A 19,540-nucleotide genomic window follows, 5' to 3' on the forward strand; every position below is an offset into this window, starting at 1 on the left:
ATAGCAGCCGTTTCGCATTTACTTCTCGAAACGACTGCTATTTTATCTAATTTATCCAATCTTACGAAGATCATTATTAGCTCCCACTAATATCAGGATCATATCTTTCTTCAGTTTTTCATCCGGATCGGGATTCACCTCTACCTGACTATTCCACTTAATCCCAACCACAATCACTCCATATTTTTTACGTATATCCAGCTCTTTCAGGCTCTTGCCTATCCATGCTTTCGGCACTTCTGATTCCGCAATACTGTAATCTGGCGACAGCGCAATCCAATCCGCAAAGCTTGCCTTCATTAGATTTCTTGCAAGCTTGATTCCTATTTCCTTTTCCGGGGAAATCACAGCATCTGCTCCAATCTTCTTAAGTATCTCTGCATGCCTTTCGTTCTTTGTCTTGACTACAACATACGGAACACCAATTTCCTTACAGATAACAGTCGCCATAATACTTGCTTCCAGATTAACCGATTCCGCAATGACCACACCGTCCAGATTACGGGTTCCGAGTGAATAGATAAAATCCGGATCACCAAAATCTGCCTGCATAGCATAAGATACGGAATCCGCAATGTGCTCTACCCGCTCCATATCCTTATCCACTGCTATTACTTCACAGCCCAGTCTCTGCAATTCCACAGCCACACTTTCGCCAAACTTTCCTACTCCAAATACTGCAAATTGTTTGTTCATCATTATCCTCCACGTATTATCCGATCATTATCCTCTCTGACGGCAGCGTTCTCAACTTTTCCTTCAAATTTACTTTTCCCGCAAATAAAAGTGCAATTGTCATAGGACCGACTCTTCCAATGTACATCAGGATCATCAGAACGATCTTACTTCCCGTATGTAATTTCGTCGTAAGATCTGCTGTCAGTCCAACTGTCGCAAATGCGGATGCCGTCTCATACATAATCCGTTGAAACCCTATATTATCAGGCTCAATCACTGCAATCGCCGTAGTTCCAATAATATATACTCCAAGTGCCAGCATGATCGCTACAAATCCCACTCGAAAATTGTTCTCGTCAATCTTTCTTCCAAAGCATTCAATATCATGACCACCACGTAGCATCGTAAGAAATGCTAAGAAAAGCATGGCAAATGTCGTTGTTTTTAATCCACCTGCGGTTCCGCCCGGAGAAGCCCCGATAAACATCAGGATCGTACTGAGAAATCCTGTTTCTTCATGCATTCCCGCCTGTGGAAACGTAAAGAATCCTGCTGTTCTTGTCGTTACCGACTGAAATGCAGAAGCCATAAACTTCTGTCCGATACTTAAGTTGCCAATCGTATCCGGATTATTATATTCCAATATAAATGTCAGGATCGTTCCCAATAAGAAAAGCACCAGTGAGGTGACCAATACTATCTTTGTATGAAGTCTCAGTCTTGTAAACCACCATTTCCGCGGCACTTCATGTCGCCGGATTCTCTTGCCATTGTCTACCACATCATACCATACGGTAAAGCCGATTCCGCCAAGCGTAATCAGAAGCATAGTAGTAATATTAATCAATGGATTCGTCACATATTTTGCAAGACTGTCTTCTCCAAGAATATCAATTCCGGCATTACAGAATGCTGAAACAGAATGAAACACACCATACCAGACTCCTTTTAGCAATCCAAAGTCCGGCACAAACTGAATTGCATACAATACCGCTCCTGCGCCCTCGACAACCAGTGTTCCAAGAAGTATCCTCCTGACCATCCCCACCAGTCCGCCAAGCGAATCCATGTTGTAAGTCTCCTGAATCACAATACGTTCTTTCAGAGTAATCTTGCGACGCATAATCATAAAAAAAGCAGCTACACATGCTACAATTCCCAATCCACCAATCTGGATCAGTAAAAGAAGCACCACTTTTCCAACAATCGTAAACTGATACTTCGGGACAATTGTGATAAGCCCTGTCACACAAACAGATGTCGTAGATGTAAACAACGCATCTAAGAAGCTGATCGGCTTCTCGTTACAGATTGGAAGCCACAAAAGCACAGCACCAATAAGAATTACCCCCAGGAACCCAACTGCCAATATTTTCATCGTATTCCATCTGAGATTTTTCTTTCCCTCTTGTCTCATTCATTTTTCCCTTCACAATAATATCCTATACAATTCCTGATTGAGCCAGAGACTGTATAGGATATTTTCAGCTTATTCTATATAGGACTATCTTTTCAGGATCACAGCCACCATGACGAGTTCTTCCTTACCATTGTTCTTCAGACCATGTCCATGTCCGTCTTCACAATAAGTCACATCACCTGCTTCCACTGCCACCGCTTCACCATCTTCTTCGTACATTCCGGTTCCCTCAAGAATGTAATACATCTCAGCTTCACCGTGATGCTCATGATGACCGATCTCACAGTTTGGCTTCAAAGTGATCCGATTCAGCAAACCGCAATGTTCACCGCGCTGTTCAGGCGTAATCAACTCTTCTTTCATGATAAATCCCGCACCGCCATTTACATGCTCTGCTATCTTTGTTACTCTGTCCTTAGCTGTTGTTTTAAGCATCTTCTCCATTGTGCTCTTCCTCCTCTCGTGTACTTTTGATTATACACGAATCCATTCTGTAATTCAACTTAGAAGCCTGTCTGTCAGACTATTCTGAAAATCATATGCCATCGGTCTCTCTGCATAAGCTTAATGAAAATAATGTGCACCAATCTGATAGCCATATCCTCCCTGGTCAAAATACAGGCAGTCACCGATCGGATTCTCTCCGGCAAGTGCTGCTTCCGCCGCCTGCATAGCCGATTCCGTATATCCATCCGTACTACGCACTCTGTCCAGCCATCCGCTTCCTGCCGGGCAGAACTGCCCCGGCTGATAAATCACTTCCTCCATGGTATCTGGATATGCTTCATTTGCCATACGATTCAATACCACAGCCCCCACTGCTACCTGTCCAGTAAAAGACTGGTTGCCGGCTTCACAGAAAATAATGGAAGCCAGAAGTTCCTCAGCTCTCTCTTCTTCTTTTAGTGTTTCTTCTATCTTTGATGTAAGCTTTGTCTGTAACTCGGTCTGAATTTTGTTTTTCTTAATACACTCTATTCCAGGCGCACTTTTGACAACCTGCCCGACAGTTAGAATTGCTGTGCTCTCCGGTGTACCTATTTGGTCAATCTCTGCCGCCTGGCTGCTAAACCCTATGCTTAGTGCCACGATCACTGCTAACGCCATACGCCATCTGCAATTATTTAATTTAAACATAATAAAATGATGCCCTCCTGTTACATATTTTATTTTGTTAATAAAGTATACTCATTTTTTTCGAGTTTATTACATTTATTACAAAATTGTTACATGCGATAACGAGGGCATCATAACATCTTTACTTATTCAATTCAATTACAGATGCATTCCAGAACTGGTAAAAATTGACTGGCTTGCTATAATTTTGCAATATCAATCAATGTCAGTTTCTGAATATCTGTGTTCTCCAGACTGGTGATCAGTGCCTTGGCTGTATCAATCGCAGTCAGTACATTGACTCCTGTCTCAATTGCGCTTCTGCGAATCACAAATCCATCCTTAGAGTGCTCTACTCCCTGTGGCGGTGTATCGATAACCAGATCGATCTTGTGTCCAAGGATCAGATCCATCAGGTTCGGAGATTCCTGTTCGATCTTATTGACAGCAATTGCCTTTACTCCGGCATTCTTCAGAGTCTCTGCTGTTCCTGCCGTAGCAAAAATTTTATATCCGATATTAGCAAATCTGCGTCCGATCTCAACAGCTTCTTCTTTATCTTCATCCTTTACTGTCATGATCATATTCTTAAACTTCGGAAGCTTGATTCCTGCACCAAGGAATGCCTTGTACAATGCCTCATCAAATGTCTTTGCAATACCCAGACACTCTCCGGTAGACTTCATCTCTGGTCCAAGGCTGATATCTGCATCACGGATCTTCTCAAAGGAGAATACAGGCATCTTCACTGCAAAGTAATCTGCTTCCGGCTGCAATCCCGGTGTATATCCAAGATCTTTGATCTTCTGTCCCATAATAACTTTTGATGCAAGCGGAACAATCGGAATACCGGTAACCTTACTGATATACGGTACGGTACGGCTGGATCTCGGGTTCACCTCAATTACATACACATCTTCTCCACATACAATGAACTGGATGTTAATCAGACCGATTACGTGCAGAGACTGTGCGAGTCTCTTTGTATACTCTTCAATCGTCTTCTTTGTCTTCTCTGTAATACTCTTTGCAGGATATACAGAAATACTGTCTCCGGAATGGATACCTGCTCTCTCAATATGTTCCATGATACCAGGGATCAGGATATCTTCGCCATCGCATACGGCATCAACCTCAATTTCCTTGCCTTGTAGATATTTATCTACCAGGATTGGATGATCCTGTGCGATACGGTTAATAATACCAATAAATTCATCCACATCGTGATCATCAATTGCAATCTGCATACCCTGTCCGCCAAGTACGTAAGACGGTCTTACCAGAACCGGGTATCCCAGACGGTTCGCAACTTCTTTTGCTTCCTCCGCTGTAAATACAGTACCGCCGGTCGGTCTCGGGATTTCACACTTCTCAAGGATCTCATCGAAGAGCTCTCTGTCCTCTGCTGCATCTACGTTCTCAGCAGATGTACCAAGGATCGGCACGCCCATCTTCATCAGAGACTCTGTCAGCTTGATCGCTGTCTGTCCACCAAACTGTACTACTGCTCCGTCCGGTTTTTCAAGATCTACAATGCTTTCTACATCTTCCGGTGTCAGAGGCTCAAAATACAGCTTGTCTGCAATGTCAAAGTCTGTACTTACCGTCTCCGGGTTATTATTTACGATAATTGTCTCATATCCTTCTTTTGCAAATGCCCAGGTACAGTGTACAGAACAGAAGTCAAATTCAATACCCTGACCGATACGGATCGGACCAGAACCGAGTACCAGAACCTTCTTACGGTCATTCGTCTCTGTCACTTCATTTTCACTGCCATATACAGAATAGTAATATGGAGTCTCTGCCGCGAACTCTGCCGCACAGGTATCTACCATCTTATATGCTGCAGTAATGCCATACTGATGGCGCATGTCATGAATCTCGCGCTCAGTGTGTCCTGTAATCTCAGCAATCACATTATCCGGGAACTCCATACGTTTCGCTTCGCGAAGCAGATCCTCATCCAGTGCGCTGCGCTTCATCTGAAGCTCTACCTCTACCAGATGTGCAATCTTATCGATAAACCATTTATCAATCTTGGTCACTCTGTGAATCTCGTCATAGCTGATACCCTGACGGATTGCTTCTGCAATCTTCCAGATACGTCTGTCATCTACAACTTTCAGTACTTCCAAAAGTTCCTCTCCTGTCAGATACGAATAATCATAAGACATCAGACTGTCCACATGCTGCTCCAGAGAACGGATAGCTTTCATCAGCGCTCCTTCAAAGTTATCACAGATACTCATAACCTCTCCGGTAGCTTTCATCTGAGTTGTCAGTGTTCTCTTGGCACTGATAAATTTATCAAATGGCAGACGCGGGATCTTAACTACACAGTAGTCCAGCATCGGCTCAAAACTTGCATAAGTCTTCTTAGTAACTGCGTTCTTGATCTCATCAAGTGTGTAACCGAGTGCAATTTTAGCAGCAACCTTAGCAATCGGATATCCTGTTGCCTTAGATGCCAGCGCAGAAGAACGGCTCACACGAGGGTTAACCTCGATTACACAGTATTCGAATGTATCCGGATGCAGCGCATACTGCACATTACATCCACCGGTAATATTCAGCTCACTGATGATATTCAGTGCAGATGTACGCAGCATCTGATACTCTTTATCACCCAGTGTCTGAGAAGGTGCTACTACGATACTGTCTCCGGTATGTACACCAACCGGGTCAATGTTTTCCATATTACATACGGTAATGCAGTTACCGTTGCTGTCACGCATTACCTCGTACTCAATCTCTTTCCATCCTGCGATGCATCGCTCTACCAGTACCTGACCAACACGAGACAGGCGAAGTCCGTTTTCCAGAATTTCCACCAACTGTACTCTGTCGTGAGCGATACCGCCGCCGCTTCCGCCCAGTGTATAAGCAGGTCTTAACACAACCGGATATCCGATGCTCTCAGCGAACTGGACGCCGTCTTCCACATTTTCAACGACCAGTGAAGCTGCACATGGCTCACCGATCTTCTCCATGGTCTTCTTGAATTCCAGACGGTCTTCGGCTTTCTTGATCGTCTCAGATGTAGTACCGATCAGACGTACGTTATTCTCTTTTAAGAAACCAGCTTCCTCAAGCTCCATAGCAAGGTTAAGCGCAGCCTGTCCGCCCAGTGTAGGAAGTACGCTGTCCGGCTTCTCTTTCTTTATCAGCTGCTCTACTACTTCTACGGTCAGCGGCTCGATATATACACGGTCTGCAATGTCCTTATCAGTCATAATAGTTGCAGGGTTAGAGTTCAGTAAGACAACCTCTACTCCCTCTTCTTTCAGAGAACGACATGCCTGTGTTCCTGCATAATCAAATTCTGCTGCCTGACCGATTACGATTGGTCCCGATCCGATTACAAGTACTTTTTTAATATCTTTTATCCTAGGCATCTTACTTCTCCTCCCTGTTGTTCATCATGTCAATAAAGCGGTCAAACAGATATCCGGAATCCTGTGGTCCAGGGCAAGCCTCCGGATGGAACTGTACAGTAAAAATATTCTTACCAATGTATGCAAGTCCTTCATTGGTTCCATCGTTAACATTTACAAATGCTTCTTTCGCCACATCCGCATCTACAGTTGATGCATCTACCGCATATCCATGGTTCTGCGAAGAAATGTATACACGGTTATTACTCAGGTCTTTTACCGGATGATTGCCTCCTCTGTGACCATATTTCAACTTGTATGTTTTAGCGCCATGAGCAAGGGCCATCAGCTGATGTCCCAGACAAATAGCAAATATTGGAATGTCTGTTTCGGACAATTTCTTGATCTCTTTGATAATAGATACGTTGGTCTCCGGATCCCCAGGGCCATTGGATAACATGATGCCGTCCGGATGGCTTTCGATAATCTCTTCCGCAGATGTATGTGCCGGATAGATCGTAACTTCACAGCCTCTGTTATTTAAAGATCTGGCAATATTATTCTTAGCACCAAAGTCCATCAACGCAACCTTCGGGCCATCGCCAGGAAGAACTTCTTTTTCTGAGCATGTAGTCACAGTAACTACATCTCCCACTCTATACTCTTTCAGCTTCGGAACAATCTCATCTACATTATAATTCTCATTCGTAGTGATCATACCGTTCATGGTTCCTTTTTCACGGAGTATCTTTGTCAATGCTCTTGTATCAATTCCTGCAATACCCGGAATATCCTGCTCCTTCAGGAAATCCTGAATCGTGCCTTCCGAGCGGAAGTTACTAGGTATTCTTGACAGCTCCCTTACAATATAACCATCCGGCCATGCCTTTTTTGACTCCATGTCTGATGTAATACCGTAATTGCCGATCAATGGATATGTCATTACCACGGCCTGTCCTGCATAAGAAGGATCTGTCAGCACCTCCAGATACCCCGTCATCGAAGTATTGAAAACAATCTCGCTGATTACATCCTTTGTCGAACCTATGCTGGTTCCGGTAAAAACTGTCCCATCTTCCAAGATAAGAAATGCTTTCATATGTCCACCTGTTCCCTTCCAATTTTGTCTTGTAAACTATAAATGTCCAAATTGTCGTAATTATACAACAAGTTTTAACATTTTTCAACCCTTATATTGTGCATAATCAAATGCATGCATGAAACGATAGCTTTTCTCATTATTCACATACGCTTCTTATACACATATATTATTGTAACAGAATTTGCGAGGTTATACAATTATCATGGCTCAAGTTATCAGTTCTCCTGACCACCCAGATATCGGTCGTCTGCAGATCAGCCTTACCTCTTCTATCACCGCTTATCCTATCGCAGACGCATCTATAAGCATCTCCTATACCGGAGTTCCAGAAAGCACGCTGGAACAACTCACAACCAACTCGTCCGGACAGACCGAAACCATCGATCTCCCGGCTCCGCCTGTCGAATACAGTACGAATCCCGAAAATGAAGTACAGCCCTATTCCGAATATACATTTCAAGTTACCGCAGAAGGCTATGAGCCAGTCACCATTGCCGGTGCAGAGATTCTGGCAGACGTAACTGCCCTGCAGAATATCGCTCTGAATCCTGTCACCGCACCTGCTTCTGAAGACGCCTCTCAGGAAGAGATCTTCGTTATTCCGGCACATACCCTTTACGGCAATTATCCTTCCAAAATCCCAGAATCTGAGATCAAGCCCATTCCCGAAAGCGGCGAAATCGTGCTCAGCCGTGTGGTTGTTCCGGAATACATTGTCGTTCACGACGGCAGTCCAAGGGACAGCACTGCAAAGAATTACTACGTCCGCTACAAAGACTATATTAAAAATGTAGCCTCCAGTGAGATCTACGCCACCTGGCCGGAGAATACCATCCGGGCAAATGTGCTTGCGATCATGTCCTTTACACTGAACCGTGTGTACACGGAATTCTATCGTAATCAGGGATATGACTTTACAATCACATCTTCTACAGCCTTCGACCACAAATGGATCCCGGAGCGCAACATCTTCGACACCATCTCTGTCATTGTAGACGAACTATTTGCCGACTATCTGTCCCGTCCGAATGTCCGCCAGCCAATCCTCACCCAGTACTGCGACGGCCGACAGGTACAGTGCACCAGCAACGGCTGGATGACGCAGTGGGGTTCCAAGTCCCTTGGCGATCAGGGCTACACACCGATTGAAATCCTGCGCTACTATTACGGCGATAACATGTACATCAACACTGCTGAAGCTATTTCCGGCATTCCATCCTCATGGCCCGGCTATGACCTTGAAATCGGTTCTTCCGGCAATAAAGTCCGCCAGATGCAGGAGCAGTTAAATGTGATCGCCGGTGCTTATCCGGCAATTCCAAAAATCAACGCAGACGGCATCTATGGTCCTGCCACAGCCGAAGCCGTTCGCGTATTCCAGTCCGTATTTGGGCTTCCTCAAACCGGTGTGACCGATTACTCCACCTGGTATAAAATTTCAGAAATCTATGTCGGCGTATCACGGATCGCAGAATTATCCTAAAAAGCAAAAGGCTCTGGGAATATTTGCCCGGAGCCCTGTTAAATCATACGTTCTTTTACTATATATATTATATATTACTCAAAATCTGCAAAGAATTTGTAAGATGGATCTTTTTTATTATTACGTTCTGTATTGTAATTCTCCAGATCCTGGCCAGGAACAACAATCATCGTATTATCTCCGGCAACTACTCTTTCTACAATCAGCCATTTGCCATCTCTGCATTCCCATTTATCAATATCACGACATCTTGCTTCTACGGTGAATGTAGATTTCTTGCCGCCTTTCAACTTTTTCGGGAATTTGCAAGCAGCATACATATAAGTCTCGCTTGCTGCCTTATTACCATCTACCTTAATCAAAATGTTGGTCATCATATGATGGGTAGATATCATATGACGATGCTGGTTCAGCATGTTATCAATAAACTGTCTTCCGGTTCCCTTCGGGAATGTTGGTCCATAGTTCACCTTGCTGTCTTCAGCAAACACACTGTAACCCAATTCATTGTCGATTCGATCCAGAGCACGGCAATATGTATAGATCTGATCGCGAATTGCCTCTTTTGCCAATAATGTTTCGATGTCTTTGTTCTCCATGTCTTTTGTCTCCTTTTTTATTATTTATTATAGATCTTAAATCATATAAGTACAGTATAGCACTTTGTTATTTTTTTAGTAGCTATTATCAGTTTTTTTGTAGACCTTTCTGAAGTTTTATTAACATTTTCAGATTTTAAATATTTTGCGCACACAAGTTTAAGCTCCTGTTGCTTTAAGCAGTACTTTGATGAATAGTGTTTTATCAACAAATAATAAATACTTTAAAATTTCATAATATTTTTGCGATATATTTTGCAACCAACCAGTAAGTTATGACAATATAAGAGTGTAAGGGTAATTAAGATTACCCAGGGAAGACGTCAGAAATGGGAGTTTTAATTTGAGATGAAGAAACAACAGCTGGAAAAACGACTTATAATCTCAGTCTATAATCATCGGAAGTGCCAAAAGGCACGTTCTGAGATTGGACGCGGTCGTCAAGGTCCTTAGCCAACTAGGACTTTGACTCATCGCGATACAAAAAAGATGTATCCACAGCATGTTCTTCAGACATGCCACAGATACATCCTCCTTATCACATAATTAATTTTCGAATATCGTTAAACAATACGACTACCATAAGTGCCATCAGCAGTGCAAATCCGATCAGATGCACATAGCCTTCTTTCTCAGGCGGTATCTTCTTTCTGCGGATTGCCTCTACAAATAGAAATACCAGGCGGCCTCCATCCAGTGCCGGAATCGGAAGCAGATTCATTACACCCAAGTTCGCCGACAGCAAAATTGCAATGTTCAGCATACTGGCGATCACAGTCGACACGCCATACTGAGACGATGCCTGATACGTTTCATCCACCACACCGACGATTCCGACAGGGCCTGACATCTGATCTATGCCCACCTGTCTCATAATTAACATCTTCAGACTGGATACTGTAGTACAGATCCAGTATTTCACCTCATACGTACCATACTGAAGCGACTTGAAAAATCCTGCTTTTTCATTCGCTCCTCTCGAAATTCCCAGACGGTAATACTGATTCTCTTCATCATATTTTGGCGTCAATGTAACCGTATGCTTCTCTCCATCGTGCTCATAGGTAACGTCAACCGTCTCCCCCTGATGGAACTGATTATAGGTCGAAATCTCGCGAAAGATATTGATCTTCTTATTTCCGATCCTGACAATCCTGTCTCCAGGCTGGATTCCTGCTTCCGCAGCCGGATAGCCATTCTCCACCTGTTCTGCTACCGGCTGGTCATAACCTACCATAGCAATCAGAATCACTGACAAAATAAATGCCAGAATAAAATTAAACACCGGACCTCCCGCAATCACTGCGATTCTCGCCCACACGGATTTGCTGTGGAAATTGCCTTCCGAACCGGTTGCCTCGTCATCCTCACCCATCATACAGGCACCGCCGATCGGCAGCAGTCTCAGGCAGTATCTCGTTCCTTTATATTCTTTTGAGAACAAAAGTGGTCCCATGCCTAGTGCAAACTCTTCCACCTCTATACCATTTGCTTTTGCAATCAGAAAATGTCCCATCTCGTGAAAGATCACGATAAAGCTGAACAATAATATTGCTATGATAATCCCCAATTTATGCCTCCCTGAATTAGTAAGTATAACCTCATATCCTTATCGTTCTGCATCTGTTATTTGATCAGCCACAATGTCAGATAATAGATAATCGGTGCGGTAAAGATCACACTGTCAAAACGGTCTAAGATACCGCCATGACCAGGAATCAGCTTACCGTAATCTTTAATCTCATGATTTCTCTTAATCGCAGATGCTGACAGATCGCCAATCTGAGAGATCGCACCGCCGACGCCACAGATCACTGCACAGAGTACTGGACTTACATCTGCACTTGCGAAATGATTCATACATGCCGCAAAAATCGCACCGAGAAGTGCTGCACCTACGACTCCGCCAACTCCGCCTTCAACAGATTTCTTCGGACTGAGGATCGGTGCCATCTTATGCTTGCCAATCAGCATACCAACACAGTATGCACAGGTATCGCATCCCCAGGAACTTAAGAATATCAGCCATACCATGACCATTCCGTCCGGCAGGCATCTGGTCTGATATACAAATGACAGCATTACTGCTACATAGAGCACACCAAAAAACACCGTCATAACCTGCTCAGCCACAAACTTAGGATATGCAAATACATACACTGCCATCGCAAGCATCAATACTAGGATGATAAGCGGCATTATATATTCCATTTTATTCTGATACATTAAGATATAATACCCGATCGCACCCAAATATCCTACTACACCAAGTGCCTGATTCTGCACCTTAACAGTTCTGTATAATTCCATCAGACCGATCAGGCTGGCTGCCAGAAGCACAGTATACAGCACAGGACCTCCCATGCCGACCGTGAGGATCAGTACTGCAACCAGTACAATTCCGCTTAACAGTCTTGTCTTAAACATTTTGCTCCTCCTTCACACCACCAAAGCGTCTGTCCCGCTTATTATACTGCTCGATCGCTTTAATAAGTTCTTCTTTCGTAAATGCCGGCCAATGCACATCGGTAAAGTAAAACTCCGTATATGCAAGTTGCCACAGCAGGAAATTTGAAAGTCTCTGTTCCCCGCTGGTACGGATCAGAAGATCCGGATCCGGAATCCCATAGGTATCCAGATAGCGTTCGATCACGGCTTCCGTAATCTCTGCCGGATCCTGCTTGTTATCTACACAATCCTGCGCAAGTCTGCGGATACCTCGCACGAGTTCATCCCTGCTTCCATAATTGATTGCGATCTGGAAATTCAGTCCACCATTATTCTTTGTTGCCTCTTCCAGCTCCAGAATACGGCTTCTGATATCTTCATCCAGTCTGGTAATATCTCCGATCACACGGACTTTCATATCATTTTTCGCAGCCGTTGTAAGGCATGTCTTCATATAACGACGCAACAGATTCATCAGTGCATCGACTTCATCCTGCGGACGATTCCAGTTCTCTGTGGAAAATGCATACACGGTCAGATACTTAATTCCCAATCTCCACGCCTCTTCACAGATTCTCTCCACATTCTTACTTCCCTGTGCATGCCCATAATTACGCGGCATGCCTTTGGACTTTGCCCACCGGCCATTTCCATCCAGAATTATTGCCACATGCTGTGGTACATTCATATCTTATCCTCCTGACTCATTGCAATGCAAAGGGAGACGAGACACACGCCCCGCCCCCGATATTGCGATGTTCCTAAACTGTCATTACCTCTTTAGACTTCTCATCAACAGCTTTATCTACTTCTTTGATGTATTTATCTGTAACCTTCTGAAGTTCTGTCTCCAGATCCTTGATCTCATCCTCTGATACATCACTGCCCTTCAGTTTCTTGAATGCATCATTACCATCGCGTCGGATATTTCTGACAGCAACTTTTGCCTGCTCGCCTTTTTTCTTAACGTCCTTCACCAGTTCTTTTCTTCGATCCTCAGTAAGTTCCGGGAATACCAGACGTACAACCTGTCCATCATTGGTAGGGTTGATGCCGATATCTGACATGTTGATCGCTTTTTCAATCTCTTTGATCATGCTCTTCTCCCATGGCTGGATCACGATCATACGAGCCTCCGGAACAGAAATGTTACCAACCTGCTGAATCGGTGTAGGTGTTCCATAATAATCTACTGTCAGCTTGTTCAAGATATTAGGATTGGCACGTCCTGCACGGATTGTCATCAGTTCTGACTCCAGACTTGCCAGTGTCTTTTTCATCTTACTTTCGTATACGCTTACCTGTTCACTCATTCTAAAATCCTCCTCAATACTATACGGTTACTTTCGTACCGTTAAACTTACCTGATACGGTATTGACAATACTGTTCTCTTCATTCAGACCAAATACAAGCATCGGCATCTTATTCTCCAGACAGAGGATCGATGCTGTCAGGTCTATCGCCGCCAGTTTCTGATCAATAATGTCCTGAATAGAAAGCTCATCATACTTCTTCGCCTCCGGATTCACCTTCGGATCACTGTCATAGATACCGTCAATCGCCTTGGCAAGCAGCATCGTATCTGCTTCGATCTCGATGGCACGAAGAACAGCTCCTGTATCCGTTGAGAAATACGGATGACCTGTACCACCTGCGAAAAAGATTACCTTACCTTCATCCAATGCTTTCAGAGCACTGTCCTTCGAAAACAGTGTAGTAAATGCGCCACATACAAAAGGTGTAAACACCTCAGTCTTCATACCTACATGACGAAAAATATCAGATACATAGATACAGTTCATTACTGTTGCCAGCATACCGATCTGATCTGCCTTGGTACGGTCGATTGTCTCACTGGTACGTCCTCTCCAGAAGTTCCCCCCTCCTGTAACGATCGCCACCTGCATACCGTCGTCCACAAGCTGCTTTACCTGTTTGGCAACGCCGATACAGGTTGCTTCATCAAATCCTGTTTTCTTATCCCCTGCAAGGGCCTCTCCACTTAATTTTAATAACACTCTTTTCATAAGTCTGCTCCTTGTTCTTCATTTGTCTGCAAAGCACTGCATACTTAATAGTAAGTATAGCACAGATCTGTGCAGATTAGCAATTTATCTATATAATTTCTTTCTGTTCAAAATACCGGATCAGTGCATCTGCACAGCGGTCTACTCCAATATCGGAAGTATTAAGGATCATATGGTAGTTATTCACATCTCCCCATGCTTTGCCTGTATGTTCATAATAATACTCAGAACGCTCTGCATCCGTTGTATCCAGCTTCTTCGCAGCCTCTTCTTCGGATATATTCTCCTTCTTCATAATCCGCGCGATACGATCCTTACGGTCTGCACACACATATATATTAAATACATTCTTCTGATCCTTCAGAATCTCAGAAGCACATCTTCCCAGTATAATGCACGGCTTCATAGCCAGTTCCTTAATAACTGCTGCCTCTGAATCATAGGAATTACTGCACATTTTTTCTTCCACATGTGTCTTATCATACACAGGAATCCCAAGTTGCTCAGACAACTCTCCTGCTATCTGGCTTGCACCGGTTCCGTATCTTCTGCTTATTGTAATTACAAGTTTCATAAGCCTGTCCTCCTTTGTAATGTCCAAAACACAAGCCCATTATAACATATCCTTTTCAAAATGGAATAGAAATTATGACACAAAGTCCTGCTCCGCAAATAACGCATTGACTGCTGATTCGTACACCGGAAGCCGCTCTGCCTTACGGATCTTCTTCGCATATTTTGCAGAATCAGTAAAATGCTGTGCCAGATAATACCATAATTCTTTCATCTTAAAGAGCACCACGCGGTCGCCCGGCATATGCTCTCTGTAAACCTCATACATCCGGTCATGATATTCCCGGATCTGCTCTTTGGACGGCGCAGCTTTCCCTTTCAGCATTCCTGCCAGTCCGGGATTCACAAGCAATCCTCTTCCAATCATGACTTTAATCGTATCCGGATATGCCTTCATAAATGTCTTATAAGACGTCACATCTGTAATATCTCCGTTATAGCAAAGTGGTGCTTTTCCATGCTCCACAGCGTATGTATACCACTCCATATTCGGATGATTCCGATAATAATCTTTCTGTGTACGCGGATGCACAATCAGTTCCTTTAACGGATATTTGTTGTAGATTTCCAACAGTCTCTCAAATTCTTCCCCATCTTCTACTCCGATCCTTGTCTTCAGTGAAATCTCACATTCTGTTCTGGCAAATACCTCTTCCAGAAAATGATCCAGTTCCTCCGGTTTTGCTAAAAATCCCGAGCCACGATACTTAGTCACAACAGTCTTAGACGGACAGCCAAGATTCAGATTCAATTCCGTATATCCATATTCCCGTAGTGTCCGTTCTACCGCCAGAAAGCAGTCTGCCTGATTCGTCAAAATCTGTGGGATCACATACATTCCTTTATTATGATCCGGCAAAATGTCATTCTTTTCTTTGGTACTAAGCTTCCCCTTCTGATTGGCCGCAATAAACGGTGTCATATATTTATCAATATCCGGAAATACTGCCCGACTCACATTTCGATGCAGATATCCGGTAATTCCTTCCATTGGTGCATAATATAATTCCATTTTCTCTCCTGTTATCCCAGCTGCAGTTTTGTCTTACACGACTTACTGCCAAAAAACGCAGGAGCATTTTCCTGCGTTTTATCTTGATTTTATCTTAACACTTATTTTCGCTTTCTTAAATCTCCACATCAAACGGAAGTAAATCCAAAATATCTTTCTGCTGATCCACACCCGGATATACTTCGATCAGTTTCAGTCCCTTCGGTGTCAAACGGAACACACAACGCTCTGTCACATACAGAACTTTCTGACCGTTCTCGATCGCACGTTTGGCTGAGAAGCTGACGCTGTTCACTTTATCTACAAACTTCGGAACAGAGCCTTCCTTCTCGATCGTTACAACGCCTTTCTTCTGTGCCACTTCCAGTCCTTTGGCATTGAATGTCATGCAGAACACAACCGTCGGTGTCTTAGCCGTAATATTAGCAAATCCTCCAATTCCGGCAAATGCTCCCGGTCCTCTGTGAGCATTAACATTCCCCTGCTTATCTACTTCCAGCGCACCCATAAAGCAGATGTCCAGACCACCATTATCATACAGGTCAAACTGGTTCGCCATATCATATACGGATGCTGCACCGATCATCGCTCCAAAAGCTTCTCCTGACACCGGGAATCCTCCGATACCGCCTGACTCGACAGTCAGTGTGATCATATCCAGAATTCCATTTTTTCTCGCATATCTGGATACCATCTCCGGCAGACCAATTCCGATATTTACAATGTCGTCTACCCGAAGTTCCTTAGCTGCTCTTCTGCCAATAATATTGCCAGCTACACTGTTCTTAGAATGCTTCGAAGATACCGTATCAATCTTTTCATTCCAGGTATTCCACTCTTCATATGGAATCTCGAAGCTTCCGGTCAATGCCGTATATGCTTCGTTACGCTTCTCCGGTTCTGCTACTACGATCGCATCTACCAGACACCCCGGAATGATCGCATTACGCGGACGAGACGGCGTATCCACCAGACGGTCTACCTGCACAATAACCTTACCGCGGTTCGCTTTAACGGCCTGACAAATAGACAGTGCGTCTCCTGACATAAACATATCATCGAATGTAATATTTCCCTTGCGGTCTGCTGCTGTACCCTTGATCAATGCTACTGTGATCTTCGGCAGTTTATAATAAAGGAATTCATCTCCATCCACCTCTACATGCTTCACCAGAGAATCATCGATCGAGATGCGGTTGATTCCAGGACCTCCTTTTCTAGGATCCACAAAGATATCCAGTCCGACTTTAGACAATGCTCCAGGAAGTCCGCCTGCCTGCGCACGGATTGCATGAGAAATGCATCCAAGAGGCAGATTATATGCTTCAAAGCGATCTTCTAATACTAATTTCTTAGTACTCATCATGGCGCCAAAATGCCCACATATCAGACGATCCACAGCACCTTCGCGAATATATCTCTCTGCATTATGATCCTCGTCCCAGACGCCAAATCCGGCACTGGATATTATCGTCAAATGGGTCGGTGACTGCATTCTCTCGTATCTGCGGTAAATCGCCTCATGCAATTCAACCGGGTTCTCGATGCCAACAAATGAATTCACGCAGATGCAGTCCCCATCTCGGATCAGACGGATTGCCTCATCCGAACTCATAATTTCATACATAAATCTTTCTCCTGTTCCATATTCTGATTACGTCGTATCTTTTTTATTTTAACTGATTCATGTATGTAAGTCCAGTTATTTCTTACGTTCTGCAAGTGTTGTAACTGCAAGATAGACCATTCCAAGTAGCACAATACTTCCAATTAACACTGCGATCATTTCAGATGTGCTCACCACGTGCCCGCGAAAGACCGGATTACAATCCAGTGTACCTGCAATTGCTGTCACTGCATCATCCGGAAACTTCTGATCTTTCATTTCTTCAAATACACCCCGGAGCATATGATTCTTCAGCAAAGAGGTACCATAGGTTCCCGGGAGATATGACAGAAATTTCTGCAGACCACTGCTAAAATTAGACATAGGCATATAGGCACCGCAGACAAATCCATATCCTGCACTCACGATCGTTCCGACAGCTGACAGCTGTCCCTGCGTCTTCAGCGGATAACAGATGATACTGGACAGCACTGCGCCAAATAATACTAACAGAATCACATCCAGAATGATCCAGGCAATATCTGTTCCGTTCAGATACCATCCCATATGCTTCACATAGATCAGGCACATCACTACTGCCAGAAAATTAACCATAAGCGAGTTCAACACCGTTGAGCAGAAATATCCAATATAAAGTGTCGGTCTGTGCACCGGTGATACATCAAAATCTTTTCTAGCTCCACTTGCTTTATCCTGTATCATCGTCAGATTCACGCAGAAAGTCACAGTCACACAGCTGACTGCCAGCAGTGCCGCTGCAAGCTGTCCGGCTACCGTACCGTTCACCAGCTTTTCTGATACATTCATCACCCCTGGCAGAGCTGATTGCAAGGAATCCTTATATACATTCTGCAGAAATGTCGCATATAACACAATCAGAATGATCGGTGTGATCAGAGACGAAATCAGCATTCCCTTATCTCGGAAAAATAATTGACGGTTACGCTTAATCAATGCAAATACTGTTCTCATTTCTCATCACCTCCCAACGACTTACCTGTGACCGTCAAAAAGACATCATCCATGCCACCTTTTACCACTTCAAAATCACGAAACATCTCCCTGTTATCCGCGATCAGTTTCGCCGCTTCTGTCGTTGATGCTACCGTTAACTGGTAACCGTCCCGGATCTCTTTATATTTCTTGCCCAACGACTTCACTTCATCTTCCGTCACTCCATACAGTAAAATGTAATCTTCCACGTACTTTTCTTTCAACTCGTGAGGTGTTCCTTCCGTCACAATACTTCCACTGTCCAGGATCACCACATAATCTGCTGTTGCCGCCTCTTCCATATAGTGGGTTGTTAGGAATACCGTCATCTGCTCCTTTTCACGCAGTTCTTCAATCACGCTCCAGATCACCTTTCGGGTCTGCGGATCAAGTCCGGTCGTCGGCTCATCCAGGATCAGAATCTCCGGTCTGTGAAGCAGTGCTCTCGCGATGTCAATTCTTCTCCTCTGTCCACCGGATAGCTTTCCAACCGGCCGATTCAGATAATCATCAAACCTCAGCAACTCAATCAATTCTTTCAATCGATCATCAAATGCTTTCCCGGTAATACCGTATAATGCTGCCCTGCTTTTCAGATTCTCCTTCACAGTCAACGGTTTGTCCAGTACACTGTCCTGGAACACAAGTCCCAGCAGATACCGTTTATCCAATCCTGCTTTCGTGCTGTCTGCACCGTGGATCTGCACCTCGCCGCTGTCCTTGCCAAGTTGTCCGCAGAGGATGGATATTGTCGTACTCTTTCCTGCTCCATTTACTCCCAGAAATGCAAACAACTCACCTCGCTTCACCCGGAAGCTTAAGTCCTTCACTGCATGTACATTGCCAAAAGATTTATTCAGCTCTCTTACTTCAATTACATTCTTATTCATAATGCTCTCCAATCATCTCATTCCCAGTTACAATTCTATTGTAGCAGATATTATTAAAAAGAAATGTTAAATCTTTTTTTGCTGTCACATATGCAACGCCTGCCGGAGCCTGTATATGATTCTTGCAAAACAGCTTACCTTTAACCAAACAATGCTATTACAGCTGCACCATTGGCTGATTTTCATCTGGAATT

General features: G+C 44.0%; 18 protein-coding genes. 1 reads left to right on the forward strand and 17 read right to left on the reverse strand.

Features of this window, described 5'->3' with window-relative positions; all coding sequences use genetic code 11:
* Window positions 1–51 precede the first annotated feature (51 nt).
* The 6 genes from OCV65_RS07220 to OCV65_RS07245 form a co-directional block, all read right to left on the reverse strand.
* Complete coding sequence (locus tag OCV65_RS07220; protein ID WP_262581495.1) at window positions 52–696, reverse strand: potassium channel family protein; 645 nt, start codon at window positions 694–696, stop codon at window positions 52–54.
* A gap of 16 nt (window positions 697–712) precedes the next feature.
* Window positions 713–2,095, reverse strand: coding sequence for a TrkH family potassium uptake protein (locus tag OCV65_RS07225; protein ID WP_262581496.1), 1,383 nt, complete (start codon window positions 2,093–2,095; stop codon window positions 713–715).
* Window positions 2,096–2,182: 87 nt separating this feature from the next.
* On the reverse strand, window positions 2,183–2,542 hold the full coding sequence (locus tag OCV65_RS07230; protein ID WP_262581497.1) for a cupin domain-containing protein: 360 nt from the start codon (window positions 2,540–2,542) through the stop codon (window positions 2,183–2,185).
* A gap of 120 nt (window positions 2,543–2,662) precedes the next feature.
* A complete protein-coding gene (locus tag OCV65_RS07235) occupies window positions 2,663–3,235 on the reverse strand; it encodes a cell wall hydrolase (RefSeq protein ID WP_262581498.1) in 573 nt (190 codons plus the stop codon).
* Window positions 3,236–3,414: 179 nt separating this feature from the next.
* The gene (gene carB, locus OCV65_RS07240) at window positions 3,415–6,612 is read right to left on the reverse strand and encodes a carbamoyl-phosphate synthase large subunit (RefSeq protein ID WP_262581499.1); all 3,198 of its coding nucleotides are present in this window, start codon (window positions 6,610–6,612) and stop codon (window positions 3,415–3,417) included.
* A 1-nt stretch (window position 6,613) separates the two neighbouring features.
* Window positions 6,614–7,690, reverse strand: a complete 1,077-nt coding sequence (locus OCV65_RS07245) for a carbamoyl phosphate synthase small subunit (RefSeq protein ID WP_262581500.1) — start codon at window positions 7,688–7,690, stop codon at window positions 6,614–6,616.
* A gap of 205 nt (window positions 7,691–7,895) precedes the next feature.
* Here OCV65_RS07245 and OCV65_RS07250 point away from each other — a divergent pair, with 205 nt between their 5' ends.
* Complete coding sequence (locus OCV65_RS07250; protein WP_262581501.1) at window positions 7,896–9,176, forward strand: peptidoglycan-binding protein; 1,281 nt, start codon at window positions 7,896–7,898, stop codon at window positions 9,174–9,176.
* A 74-nt stretch (window positions 9,177–9,250) separates the two neighbouring features.
* Here the strand turns inward: OCV65_RS07250 and OCV65_RS07255 are convergent, their stop codons facing one another.
* The 11 genes from OCV65_RS07255 to OCV65_RS07305 form a co-directional block, all read right to left on the reverse strand.
* Complete coding sequence (locus tag OCV65_RS07255) at window positions 9,251–9,775, reverse strand: nuclear transport factor 2 family protein (RefSeq protein ID WP_262581502.1); 525 nt, start codon at window positions 9,773–9,775, stop codon at window positions 9,251–9,253.
* 538 nt (window positions 9,776–10,313) lie between these two features.
* Window positions 10,314–11,345: an RIP metalloprotease RseP gene (rseP, locus tag OCV65_RS07260; RefSeq protein ID WP_262581503.1), complete on the reverse strand. Its 1,032-nt coding sequence runs from the start codon at window positions 11,343–11,345 to the stop codon at window positions 10,314–10,316.
* Between the two features lie 56 nt (window positions 11,346–11,401).
* Window positions 11,402–12,202, reverse strand: coding sequence for a phosphatidate cytidylyltransferase (locus OCV65_RS07265; protein ID WP_262581504.1), 801 nt, complete (start codon window positions 12,200–12,202; stop codon window positions 11,402–11,404).
* Complete coding sequence (locus tag OCV65_RS07270) at window positions 12,195–12,911, reverse strand: isoprenyl transferase (protein WP_262581505.1); 717 nt, start codon at window positions 12,909–12,911, stop codon at window positions 12,195–12,197. The genes OCV65_RS07265 and OCV65_RS07270 overlap by 8 nt, the downstream gene beginning before the upstream one ends.
* Window positions 12,912–12,984: 73 nt before the next feature.
* A complete protein-coding gene (frr, locus tag OCV65_RS07275; protein ID WP_118384182.1) occupies window positions 12,985–13,536 on the reverse strand; it encodes a ribosome recycling factor in 552 nt (183 codons plus the stop codon).
* Window positions 13,537–13,555: 19 nt separating this feature from the next.
* A complete protein-coding gene (gene pyrH, locus OCV65_RS07280) occupies window positions 13,556–14,251 on the reverse strand; it encodes a UMP kinase (protein WP_118384183.1) in 696 nt (231 codons plus the stop codon).
* A gap of 88 nt (window positions 14,252–14,339) precedes the next feature.
* Complete coding sequence (locus tag OCV65_RS07285; RefSeq protein WP_118384184.1) at window positions 14,340–14,825, reverse strand: cytidylate kinase-like family protein; 486 nt, start codon at window positions 14,823–14,825, stop codon at window positions 14,340–14,342.
* Between the two features lie 72 nt (window positions 14,826–14,897).
* Window positions 14,898–15,836, reverse strand: a complete 939-nt coding sequence (locus OCV65_RS07290) for a tRNA dihydrouridine synthase (RefSeq protein WP_262581506.1) — start codon at window positions 15,834–15,836, stop codon at window positions 14,898–14,900.
* A 115-nt stretch (window positions 15,837–15,951) separates the two neighbouring features.
* Window positions 15,952–17,463, reverse strand: a complete 1,512-nt coding sequence (locus OCV65_RS07295; protein ID WP_118452041.1) for a CoA-transferase — start codon at window positions 17,461–17,463, stop codon at window positions 15,952–15,954.
* A gap of 75 nt (window positions 17,464–17,538) precedes the next feature.
* Window positions 17,539–18,435 (reverse strand): ABC transporter permease, encoded by an 897-nt coding sequence (locus OCV65_RS07300; RefSeq protein WP_262581507.1) that lies wholly within the window; start codon window positions 18,433–18,435, stop codon window positions 17,539–17,541.
* On the reverse strand, window positions 18,432–19,346 hold the full coding sequence (locus OCV65_RS07305; RefSeq protein ID WP_262581508.1) for an ABC transporter ATP-binding protein: 915 nt from the start codon (window positions 19,344–19,346) through the stop codon (window positions 18,432–18,434). Before OCV65_RS07305 ends, OCV65_RS07300 begins: the two co-directional genes overlap by 4 nt.
* Between the last annotated feature and the right edge of the window lie 194 nt (window positions 19,347–19,540).

This window comes from Dorea ammoniilytica (assembly GCF_025567415.1).
Lineage (GTDB): Bacteria > Bacillota > Clostridia > Lachnospirales > Lachnospiraceae > Claveliimonas > Claveliimonas ammoniilytica.